Source organism: Aureispira anguillae (assembly GCF_026000115.1).
Lineage (GTDB): Bacteria > Bacteroidota > Bacteroidia > Chitinophagales > Saprospiraceae > Aureispira > Aureispira anguillae.
The window spans coordinates 217,501-229,527 of record NZ_AP026867.1 but is presented as its reverse complement, the minus strand read 5'-3'; the positions used below and the strand labels follow the sequence as shown (position 1 = coordinate 229,527).

Below are 12,027 nucleotides of genomic sequence, written 5' to 3'. Positions count from 1 at the left end.
AATGCATCAATATTAGCGATTGTTTTATACAGGTCTGCCAATAAGCGATCTATGTCAATTAAAACTTGCTTATTTTGCCTTTCTTTTTTTTTAGCTTCGTGTAACCAAGTCACCCAATTGAGTGTTGGCGACATAAAAGAAGTTGCCGTACAGCATTTCCGAGAGAAAGGTTTTTATGCAATTAGAGACACCGCAGATATTCATGTCAAATTAATAAAGACAGGCTTGGCAGACGAATGGTACGTCGCTTTTAATGCTGTTATGTCTCGACCTGCCCTGTTTTTATATCATATTAGTGACCCCAAAGAACCGCCACATTATATCCCACTAACTAACAAATCAGAAGGAATTATTGAGCATGTGGATTTTGAAAATGTGACCAATGATGAAGATTATGAACTCGTTATTGACTTGCATTTTGATTATGGTTTAGCTTATCAAGGTCGTGAAATTGTTATTCTTAGGCATCCATTTGGGAATCCTGCCTATGAAATTTTTTCCTTTCCTTTTGAGCAGGTATGGGAAAGCATAGACTCTTTTGACAATCAATATGGTTTGCCACAACATAGTAAACGTGTCGAAAACCGTTCGTTCTATGAATTTTTTGAAGGTTATATCCTGATCAAAGGCACCGTCAATTATCGAGACAACCACTTACTAGAATACAAATGGGATCGTATCCATGAAGAATTTTTATTGATATTGGATGAGGAACTCCATGAAGTAAACGAGGAAGAAGATAAAGGAGGGATTGTTCACAAAGTAAAAGGAAACAAAATTTTAGTAGAAGTAAATGCTCATGAGGAAGGCTGTATTGCCTACTTAATAGAAGATGCCCAAGGGCATGTTATCGAGATTCCCAAAAAAATACACGATGAATTGCTCTGCTCACAAGTGACTTCTTTGTCTCCTAATGGGCGATATTTAATTTATACGAATTTAGCTAGTAACGCCATTTGTATTTACGATATTGAGCAACAAAAAAATAAAACCATCTTAAAAGATTTTAATAGTTATGAAGGGGTTTCTGAAGTAGTATGGGCTCCTCATAAGCCTATTCGTTTTGGATTTATTTCCGTCAATCAAGAGGAATTTTTAGAAAATACAACTATCTATATTTTTTCCTTTGATGCTGATGGTGAGCTTTACCAAAAAAACTATCCTATTAAGGTACATTATGAATGCGACTTGGAAGGCATCTGTGTGCCTCTCAAAGATTATAACTATAAATTTGAGCGAAACAATTTATTTGTTTATACCCCTGATGCTAATGGTAAATTTAAAGGGCTGCCTCTTTATCACTAGCAAACCCATTTAAACAAAAAGCAGCTACCACTTCACTGTGGTAACTGCCTTTATTATTTATTTCTGTTCCCCTATTTTATAGGATGACTCAAGTTGATAACTTTTAAGAATTAATTCCAATCCCCAATAATCTGAACGACTTCCTCTATATAAGGGTCTTTCTTTAAGGACTTGTGCCATTTTTGAATACTTTCTTTACGAATCGTATCGGCTTCTAGGGTGGCAATATCAGCAGCCAATATATCCACTGCTAAATGTGGAATTTCTTTGTTGATGTCCTTATATTTCTCAGAAATCTTATTGTACTCTTCTTGTTGTGCACGATATTCCTTCATATTAAGTGAAATTTCTGTATCCTCCTGCAAGGCTTTAAACCATTTTGCTCGTTCATCAATCATTGCAAAAGCCTCGTTTGTAGCAACACGCTTTTCGCTTTTTTTCTTAATCTTATCTAACTTCTTGATGGTAGATTTTTTATAATAAACAGGATCAATTTCAGTCCAAGCCATTGGAAAGTCTTCTTCTTTTTCTCCAATTTCTCTATAGCTATAAACGCCAGGAAGAATAATGTCTGGCACCACTCCCTTGAGTTGAGTTGACCCGCCATTAATACGGAAGAATTTTTGAATGGTAATTTTCATAGATCCCAACTCTCCTAACTCTTTGTATCGTTGAGGCACAACTGCATCCAAATCAAAGAAACGTTGTACTGTACCTTTTCCAAAAGTAGAAGGAGAAGTACCAACGACAATTGCTCTACCATAATCTTGCAATGCTGCAGCCATGATTTCAGAAGCAGAAGCAGAAAAAGAATTCACCATAATAACCAATGGGCCATCGTATAAAACACTAGGATCTCTATCCTCTAATGGATGAGGACGGCTATCTCTTCCTTTTACCTGTACAATTGGTCCTGTTTCTATAAACAGACCACTCATATCGACTACATCACGCAACGAACCACCACCATTAAAACGAAGGTCAATTACAATACCATCAATTCCTTCTGCAATCAATTTTTGCACTTCTCTTTTAACATCTCTAGAACAACGTCTACCACGAGGATCTTTAAAATCAGCATAGAAGCTTCTCAAATCAATAAGCCCTACTTTCTTCTTATTCTTTTTATATTCTAATACAGCTGACTTAGCATAACTTTCTTCTAGAACAACAACATCACGTACAATAGGAATGGTCTTGATGGTGCCATCTGTCTTTTTTACAGTCAAGCGAACCTCTGTTCCCTTTTGACCACGAATAAGCGGTAAAACATCATCCATTTTCATGTCTACTACATCAACTGGCTCCTCTTTGCCTTGAGCTACTTTTATAATCAAGTCATTTACCCCTAAATCTCCCTGTCTCCAAGAAGCAGATCCAGGCACAATACGCACCACCTTGATGTAGCCATCTTCTTGGCGTAGTTGAGCGCCAATTCCTTCTAACTTACCAGAGATTCGGATATTAAAATTTTGTTTTTCTAATGGTGGGAAATAACTGGTATGAGGCTCCAATACATTGGCAATTGTATTAATGTAAGCAGCAATCTTATCATCTCGATCTTCTTGGTCAATATCTTTTGACCAGCGATCAAATTGCTTTAGTATCTTGGCTCTAGAATCTTTTTCTAGTTCTTCAATTGTTTTGATTTCAACAGATTCGTCCTTTTTTTTCTTTGCTTTTTCTTGACGTTTCAATTTGACCTGCATATCAAGCAATACACGATGTTTTAACAATTTATGCCAACGAGTGTATAATTCTTTTTCCGTTTTGGCATAAGCCATTTTATCATCATCGGTTTCCATTGTTTCCTTCTTTTCAAAGTCAAATGGCTTGGACAATATTTCTTTGTAGAACGTTTGAGCTTGTTTGATGCGCTCATTTCTAATTTTGTGCAAATCATCAAAAAATGCAAAATCTTTCTTCATTGCATAATCATCCAATTTTTTTCTATGAACCTCAAAACGCTCAATGTCTTCTTGCAAGAAAAAACGCTTGCCATTGTCTACCCGTTTTAGATAAATATCATAGGCCCTTTCTGACAGGACATCATCTACCTTGGTAGGTTTGTAATGATTATATTGTAAACTTTGTAAAACTACATCAACCAACAAAGATTCTTTGTTGGGATAATCAGGATCTGTATCTGCTGTTGTAAATGCAAACACTGCCGAACAAGCAAGAGCCAGAAATAAGAAATATTTTTTATTAAACATCATTATTGGGACTTTTAGCACGCTGAAAACGCATTAGATTATTTGTTCTTGTAGGGATCTATAGTATTGACGGTATTCAATAGAAGTTATTACGAATGAAATGGTATGGCTGCAAATTTATTTTTTCCTGAATCTCATCGTCAAATGCTCAACATCATAGCTTACGGCTATGAGTTTCCACTTTTCCTTGACCTTCAAAAAAAAATTGCATTTTCGCCTATACAACTCTATTCGTAATAACTTCTAATATTAATAGTTTTTACGTATGAAGTCGAATTTGGTTTAGGGTAAATATAGATAAGGTCGCTTGAATTGTTGTTCCCTCAAAGATAATTTCCCGATTATTGACTTCACATCCATTCTTACTTTATATTTGGTCTTGAAAAGACCCTTCCCTTTTTTTATAGAGATTATTATACCACTAAATGTTTTTATAAACAATTAACTAGTGGATTTAACTAGTATTTAACAAAAATAATACTAAACTTACGCTTATTCTATTATTCGTTTGTCAATGTTCTTAATTTTCTTGTTTTTTCGCCTTATAAATTAAGCATAAAAATTCAATTTACAAAAAAATATATCTACTATGATTATTTATAATGTTACAGTAAAAATAAATCCTGAGGTGCATGAAGAGTGGCTAAATTGGATGAAAACCGTTCATATCCCTGATGTCATGAAAACGGGACGTTTTCAAAGCAACCAAATTGCCAAAGTACTTGGGCAAGATGAAAGCGATGGAATCACTTATGCCATTCAATATACCTGCGTAGATATGAAAACGCTACACTTATATACCGTCACAGAAGCTCCTGCGCTTCAAAAGGATCATACTGAACGCTATCAAGGTAAATTTGTTGCTTATCGTACCTTGCTAGAGATTATCGATTAAGATTTTAAAAGAGATCAACTCTTCCTATATAAACATAAGAGAGCCATCTAAGTTTTTAGGTGGCTCTTTTTGTATTTGCGTTCCATTTTGGAGTCAAGTTTCCAAATTTTGTAAGGCACTTCTTTTTGAGCAAGCACACTAATTTTTTTAATCACTCAAAACACCTATATATATACAAATTCGCCAATTGAAAGACAGTTAGATAACTGCAACCTCTCAATTGACGAATTTTAAATTATAGGATAGGATTTTTTATAATGAATGTAGAACACAAGAAATCGTATTCTTTTTCATTAAAAAAAGCTAAGCATCATTATCACGCTTTAAATAGCTTTCCCAGCCAATTTTTTTATAAATCTCAGATTGCAATCTAGGATTATCAGAAGAATAGATTCCTCTACCTACAATCATAATATCAACTCCTCGTTTTGCAAATGCTTCATCGGGGTGATTATAAGTTTGTCCTAAACCATCTTTTTTGCGATCTGTATTAATACCAGGAGTTAACATCATAATCCCAGGATTATCAGAACGATAATTTTGAGAAACTGTCCCCAAAACAATGTCACTATGTTGTTCTGCAATAGTCATTGCTTTTTCAGTGTATTTTTGATCCGTCAACGTATCTTGGGTAGACATTTCTGCTACGACAATCAAAGCCGTAGTATCCAATTTCCCAGTTGCTTTAAGTGCCTCAATACTAGATGATCCAGCAACAACATGAACCGTCACAACATCCGCCCAATCGGCAATGCATAGAGGTGCAGCAGTAAATTGCTGCATTACAATATGTCCTATATCTGCAAATTTTCGATCTTCAAAGATTAAAAAATTATGCTTTTCAGCTAATTTCTTTAATTCTTCTATAATTTCAGGCGTAAAATCACTAAGGTTATCGGTATGTGTCTTAATCATACAAATATTAGGACCAACAGCATCGGCAAGTGCTAATAATTCAGCAGATGTTTTTACATCAGCAGAACAACAAAGGTTTGTTTTCTTTTTGAGAACAATCTCTGTCAATCGCTTTGCAACAGGATGTTTTGCCTCTTTTCCTATCTTTTTGTAAGAATAAGAAGTTCGCTGCTTTCTACGAGCTCTAACCTGTTCAAAGTCAATACGGTTAGTTTCAATAAAAACAAGGGTGTCAGTGTATTGTTTTTGGTTGACTTTTCCCCCTTCTTTTAAATATTCAAGCACCTCTCTAATCGTATAAACCGTCCGTACTTCATAGCCATAATCGTTTAACATCACAGCCCCTCCTTGCATTCTATCAACAATAGATAAAACATGCTTAATCTTTAGCCCCTCTCCTTCTAATGCCTCTAAGGTTTCAATCATAGAAATCCCGCTACTAATAACATCGTCAATCACAACACAGGTATCGCCCTTTTGGTAGATGCCCTCCACCATTTTTTTGGTACCATGTTTCTTTTGTTCTTTTCGTTTAACAATCATTGACTTAGAATGCAAAACTGCCATCGTCGAGCTTAAAGAGAGTGCTGCATAAGGAACACCACACAAATGATCAAACTCTAAATCTGTAACCAAGTTCCAAAGCTGTTCGCTAATATTTTTTAAAATATCGGGATAAGCAACAATTCGGCGAAAATCAAGGTAGAAGGGTGACTGGAGTCCGCTTTTTAGGGTAAACTCTCCAAACTGGAGAACACCTAAATCAAATAGTTTAAGTGCAAGCTCTTTTTTGTTCATTAGTATTGAATTTCGGTTAGGATATGTACCTTTATCGGCGCAAAGGTAATTCAATCTTACTAAAATCAAAAAATAACAATCTCAACTTTTTAAGTATTATGTCAATTAATTTAAGTACTACGGTTGGCGCTGTTTCTCTAAACAGCTGTATTTATAACGCTTCTGGTCCAAAATGTACAACAAAAGAAGAACTAGAAAATATTGGAAAAAGTTTTTCGGCTGCTATACTAACAAAGAGTTCTACCCTAGAATTGAGAACAGGGAACCCAAGTCCTAGATACTTTGAAAATGAATTAGGAAGCATTAATTCTATGGGACTCCCCAACCAAGGCTATCAATTTTATGCTGATTTAGCAACTTCTATGCAACAATATAACAAACCCTATTTTATCTCTGTTGCAGGGCTTTCTTTAGAAAACAATTTGGTGATGCTAAAACATCTTAATCAGGTTGATAATATTGATGCCATCGAACTCAATTTATCTTGTCCCAATGTTCCTGGAAAGCCACAAACTGGCTATGATTTTGAACGCACCCAACAGGTTCTTGATCAGGTTTGTAAATTCGATCGTCATTCTCTAGGTATTAAATTACCCCCTTATTTCGATTTAATTCATTTTCGCCAGATGGCAGACATTATCAATCAATACCCTATCAAATTTGTAACTTGTGTTAACAGTATTGGCAATGGCTTAGTGATTGATGTTAATACAGAACAAGTTGTGATCAAACCCAAAAATGGCTTTGGTGGTGTTGGGGGGGATTATATCAAACCAACAGCATTAGCCAATGTTCGCCAATTTTATTTATTACTTCGAGATGATATTGACATTATTGGTTCAGGGGGAGCTAAAAATGGCTCTGATGTATTTGAACACATACTTTGCGGTGCTTCTGCTGTCCAAATTGGCACCCAATATATGCGTGAAGGAGCCAATTGCTTTGAAAGAATCGAAAAAGAATTAAAAAATTTAATGGCTCAAAAAAATTATCAATCAATTGACGATTTTAAAGGAAAATTACAATCCATAAGCTAATGAGTTAATTATCAATAATTTACAACAAAAACTATTAATAGGGGCATAACTTCCAGTTATGCCCCTATTTCATTAGGGCTATACCACTGATTATCAACAGATAAAAGCACAAATACTTTCCTCTCAAAAGAGTATTAAATTATAAAAATAATAAAATGTTAAAGAAATGTTAAAAAATAACTTCAAATTTGCATAAGAAATTTTGCTGCCATACATTCGTGCCAATTTAATCGCAAACAAACATTTTTAATCAAAAAAGACGAACTATCATGATCGCAAATCCGCCACTGGCAGTACTAGAAAAGAAACGAAAGGAATCTTCATTGTATCCAATCATTGAGCCTCATTTATTTTCACAAGTCGTGAATAAAATGAGGCTCTTTTTTTTGGAAAAGGGTTACCTAGAAGTGCATACTCAAAACCGTTTGAGTATTATGGCAGCCTGTGAAGATCCAAAAACTATTGCTAGTTACAATTACCATGGAAATGTATGGCCTCTACCACAAACTGGACAAATGTGGTTGGAGTATGAATTACTAGACAAACCTAATGTTCCTGGATATTTCTGTGTTTCAACTTCATATAGAAATGAACCAGATCCAGTAGACGGACGTCACTGTCTTATCTTCCCTATGTTTGAATTTGAATTACCTGGAGGTATTGATGAGCTTATCAAAGTAGAAGCTGAATTATTGGAATACCTAGGCTTTGGATCTGCTGCTGATTTTCCTCAAGGAGTTTATGATGAAGTAGCTAAAGCTTATGGTGTGAAGGAGTTAGAGCGTGAAGAAGAAACAAAAATAGGAGAAGATCATGGTCCTGTTTATTTCTTAACTCATTTCCCAGAATACACTAGTCCTTTCTGGAACATGAAACGTAATGAAGAAGATTCTAACATTTCTGAAAAGGTAGATGTTCTTCTTCATGGCATGGAAACAATTGGTTCGGCAGAAAGAAGTTGTAATCCACAGGAGATGAGAGATACTTTCTATACTATTGAGGATGGAAAATATGCAGAACGCTTGTTCGATATGTTTGGCAAAGAGCGTGTTGAGGCAGAGTTAAACGAATTCTTGGAATTGGATTTCTTCCCACGTTCTGGAGGAGGAATTGGAGTAACAAGAATGATCCGTGCAATGCAATTATCAGGACTTATCGAAGAATAAAACGTTCTTCAATAAGTAGGTATTAACCTTTAAAACTAGATAATATCTAGGTTGGCCATGTATTCTACATGGTCAACCTTCTTCCCGTTTGGCTATTGAGATAATAGTCAAAGTTTCTTTTTAAGGATTGCGATTAATAATAAATGGGCATCTTAGATTACTCTAAGATGCCCAATCTTTATCTCTAAACCTACCTCCTATCCAGGGTCAAATGCCGTTGTTCTTTCAATAGCCCCTACTATAAAATGCTCTGACAGATATCTTTGCTCATTTACCTCAATCGACAAATCAAATTGAACTAGGTGTTCCAAATCCTTTGTTTCTTCATCAATCCCCCAATAACGAGCGTATCCTTTTTCATCATCACTGAAATCAAACGCACAATCTGGTGCAGGATAATTCACTACGTTGGTAACTTTAGCCGACTTAATTACCTTCTGAATCAATGCTCTATCTTCTGGTAATTCAAAAGAAGGATTAATTTCCTTACTTAATACATCATCATAAATTTGTTCTACTAATACAATTAGTGCAAAAAAGTCAGGATTAAATGTAACAATCGATTTCTCTCCCCATCCCAAGCAATCAGGACTCGTTATATAAAAATGGAGATCTAACTTCTTATCTTCTACTTTAGTAACTTTATAGGAATACAAAAAGCTCATTTTTTATAATTATTTGTGAATGAATACTTTTTAAATACATCTTACAACAAAGAAAGCATAAATAAAATTTTCTCACAAATAAATAACAAACACTATTATTAGGATTCAACGCTCTTTATTTGAACACAAGTAATTAATTTACAAACCTTTAAAACTATCCTTTGTATTATTTTCAAAACAGAACAACAGGAGTAAGATCAAAAAATATAAATCACCCTCTAAAAAATTCACAATGGCTTATATTTTTTCTATTAATGGTTGGCAGCAAAATTAATTGCACCACTAGACCATTCTTTTGCCTCTTTTATTGCAGGAATAATTCCCTCTGGTTCATCCACAAAAGACCACATTTCGAGATGCTCCTCACGCATAAAATGCTCATTTACACATCTTTCTAACATTTCTTTTAGAGGATTATAATAACCATTTGTATTTAGAATAATAATAGGTTTCGTAAACAAGCCCAATCGTTTTAATGTAATAGCTTCTAACAATTCCTCTAAAGTTCCCGATCCTCCAGCCAAAGCTATAACGGCATCCACTCCTTCTATTAGTTTTGCCTTTCTTTCATGCATTGTTTTTGTATACTCAAAATTTGTTACACTTTTATGTCCCCATTCTACTTTATCCATGAACTCTGGCATTATCCCTTTGATCTTTCCTCCTCTTTCTAGAACAACATCCGCCAATTTTCCCATAAGTCCAACAGCACCACCACCATACAAAACTTCAATTCCTTCGTTTACTAACTCATTAGCTAATAAGGTTGTTGCTTCAAAAAAAGCAGTATCAACTTTTGTACTTGAAGCACAATAAACACAAACTTTCATACAATTTTTTCTTTATAATAATTAACAGATTTATTCAAACAAAAAAAGGAGTGATAAAATCCTAAGATTCTATCACTCCTTTTATATTTATTATGGTACTTTGACCATTTATGTTCTAACTAAACAACTTGAAGATTAAAAAAAAAAGAAGGCGGTGACCTACTCTCCCACCCTAGGGCAGTACCATCGGCGCTGAAGGACTTTACTTCTTTGTTCGGAATGGTGAAAGGTGTCTCCCCTTCGCTATTGCCGCCTACTATTCTTTGTCTTTTCAGACTACTCTTCTCGTTCTTTATCAGAACGCTATTTCTTTATTAACATACTTTGGAGAAAAAACTTCAGCTCTTAGATAAATTTCTTGTATCTATTATTTTTTCTTCTATTTCTTTAAAAAAATAGAAAGCTTTCGGGTCATTAGTATTGCTCGGCTCCCTAACATATCTCTACGCTTCCACCTGCAACCTATCTACGTCATCATCTTTAACGTCCCTTCATGGAATACTCATCTTGAAGTTGGCTTCGCGCTTAGATGCTTTCAGCGCTTATCCATTCCGAACATAGCTACTCTGCAATGCACACGGCTGTACAACAGATACACTAGAGGTTCGTTCAACTCGGTCCTCTCGTACTAGAGTCAAATCTTCTCAATATTCCTACGCCCACAACAGATAGAGACCGAACTGTCTTGCGACGTTCTGAACCCAGCTCGCGTGCCACTTTAATGGGCGAACAGCCCAACCCTTGGGACCTTCTCCAGCCCCAGGATGTGACGAGCCGACATCGAGGTGCCAAACCTCCCCGTCGATGTGAGCTCTTGGGGGAGATCAGCCTGTTATCCCCGGAGTACCTTTTATCCTTTGAGCGATGGCCCTTCCATACAGAACCACCGGATCACTTAACCCTAGTTTCCTACCTGTTCGACTTGTTTGTCTCTCAGTCAAGCTCCCTTGTACTTATACGCTCTTTGCACGATTACCAACCGTGCTGAGGGAACCTTTGGGAGCCTCCGTTACTTTTTAGGAGGCGACCACCCCAGTCAAACTACCCACCTAACGATGTCCCCAGCAGGGTTAGTCTCTAAGCAATTGAAGGGTGGTATTTCAACAACGACTCCACCAGCACTAGCGTACCAGCTTCATAGTCTCCCACCTATCCTACACATCAACTACTCAAAGACAACGTTAAGCTATAGTAAAGGTTCACGGGGTCTTTTCGTCCCGTTGCGGGTAATCGGCATCTTCACCGATACTTCAATTTCACCGAGCTCATGGCTGAGACAGTGCCCAGATCGTTACACCATTCGTGCAGGTCGGAACTTACCCGACAAGGAATTTCGCTACCTTAGGACCGTTATAGTTACGGCCGCCGTTTACCGGGGCTTCAGTTAAGAGCTTCGCATTGCTGCTAACCCCCTTCCTTAACCTTCCGGCACCGGGCAGGTGTCAGACCCTATACTTTGCCTTTCAGCTTCGCAGAGTCCTGTGTTTTTGCTAAACAGTCGCCTGGGCCTCTTCACTGCGGCCAGTTCTTACACTGGCGACGCTTCTCCCGAAGTTACGCGCCCATTTTGCCTAGTTCCTTAGCCATGATTCTCTCGTGCACCTTAGGATACTCTCCTCGACCACCTGTGTCGGTTTACGGTACGGGTTCCTGTAATCTATAGTTTAGCAGCTTTTCTTGGAAGTATGACTAATGGCATTATCTATCCACTCCATAGAGTTTCTAGTACTATCGAGATTCCTGTGGCGTGCGTACTTCACTACACGCCCTACGTCCTCTCTTTAACGAGCTATTCCATCAGCTCGCAGCCAACCGCCTGCTCCGTCCCTGCTTCACAATTACAGCAAGTACTGGAATATTAACCAGTTCGCCATCGACGCCGCCTCTCGGCTTTGCCTTAGGTCCCGACTAACCCAACTCTGTCTTGCATAGAATTGGAATCCTTGGTCTTTCGGTGAATAGGACTTTCACCTATTTTATCGTTACTCATGCCTACATTTTCTTTTCTAATCGCTCCAACATTTCTCACGAAACATCTTCACCGCTATTAGAATGCTCCCCTACCATCATTGCTGATCCACAGCTTCGGTGATATATTTGATGCCCGAGTATTTTCCGCGCAGAGTCACTCGACTAGTGAGCTGTTACGCACTCTTTAAATGAATGGCTGCTTCCAAGCCAACATCCTAGCTGTCATAGC

At 36.9% G+C, this 12,027-nt stretch carries 8 protein-coding genes and 2 rRNA genes (1 of these 10 only partly in view); 4 read left to right on the top strand and 6 right to left on the bottom strand.

Annotated features, from left to right (window positions below; all coding sequences use genetic code 11):
* Positions 1–51: 51 nt before the first annotated feature.
* A complete protein-coding gene (locus tag AsAng_RS00885) occupies positions 52–1,305 on the top strand; it encodes a hypothetical protein (protein ID WP_264790880.1) in 1,254 nt (417 codons plus the stop codon).
* 110 nt (positions 1,306–1,415) lie between these two features.
* On the opposite strand, the gene AsAng_RS00880 is transcribed toward AsAng_RS00885, so the two are convergent.
* On the bottom strand, positions 1,416–3,524 hold the full coding sequence (locus AsAng_RS00880) for a carboxy terminal-processing peptidase (protein WP_264790879.1): 2,109 nt from the start codon (positions 3,522–3,524) through the stop codon (positions 1,416–1,418).
* A gap of 586 nt (positions 3,525–4,110) precedes the next feature.
* Here AsAng_RS00880 and AsAng_RS00875 point away from each other — a divergent pair.
* Positions 4,111–4,416, top strand: a complete 306-nt coding sequence (locus AsAng_RS00875; RefSeq protein WP_264790878.1) for a DUF4286 family protein — start codon at positions 4,111–4,113, stop codon at positions 4,414–4,416.
* Positions 4,417–4,719: 303 nt separating this feature from the next.
* On the opposite strand, the gene pyrF is transcribed toward AsAng_RS00875, so the two are convergent.
* Positions 4,720–6,129 (bottom strand): orotidine-5'-phosphate decarboxylase, encoded by a 1,410-nt coding sequence (pyrF, locus tag AsAng_RS00870; protein ID WP_264790877.1) that lies wholly within the window; start codon positions 6,127–6,129, stop codon positions 4,720–4,722.
* A gap of 98 nt (positions 6,130–6,227) precedes the next feature.
* Between pyrF and AsAng_RS00865 the strand changes: the two genes are divergently transcribed.
* Together AsAng_RS00865 and AsAng_RS00860 are read left to right on the top strand one after the other, a co-directional pair.
* Complete coding sequence (locus AsAng_RS00865) at positions 6,228–7,166, top strand: dihydroorotate oxidase (RefSeq protein WP_264790876.1); 939 nt, start codon at positions 6,228–6,230, stop codon at positions 7,164–7,166.
* A 269-nt stretch (positions 7,167–7,435) separates the two neighbouring features.
* Positions 7,436–8,332, top strand: a complete 897-nt coding sequence (locus AsAng_RS00860; RefSeq protein ID WP_264790875.1) for an amino acid--tRNA ligase-related protein — start codon at positions 7,436–7,438, stop codon at positions 8,330–8,332.
* A 197-nt stretch (positions 8,333–8,529) separates the two neighbouring features.
* Here the strand turns inward: AsAng_RS00860 and AsAng_RS00855 are convergent, their stop codons facing one another.
* The 4 genes from AsAng_RS00855 to AsAng_RS00840 form a co-directional block, all read right to left on the bottom strand.
* Entirely contained in the window at positions 8,530–8,997 is a 468-nt protein-coding gene (locus tag AsAng_RS00855; RefSeq protein ID WP_264790874.1) for a hypothetical protein, read from the bottom strand.
* Positions 8,998–9,248: 251 nt separating this feature from the next.
* Positions 9,249–9,827, bottom strand: a complete 579-nt coding sequence (locus tag AsAng_RS00850; protein WP_264790873.1) for an LOG family protein — start codon at positions 9,825–9,827, stop codon at positions 9,249–9,251.
* Positions 9,828–9,973: 146 nt separating this feature from the next.
* Positions 9,974–10,084 (bottom strand): 5S ribosomal RNA (gene rrf, locus AsAng_RS00845).
* A 137-nt stretch (positions 10,085–10,221) separates the two neighbouring features.
* A 23S ribosomal RNA gene (locus AsAng_RS00840) occupies positions 10,222–12,027 on the bottom strand; it runs 1,061 nt beyond the window's last position.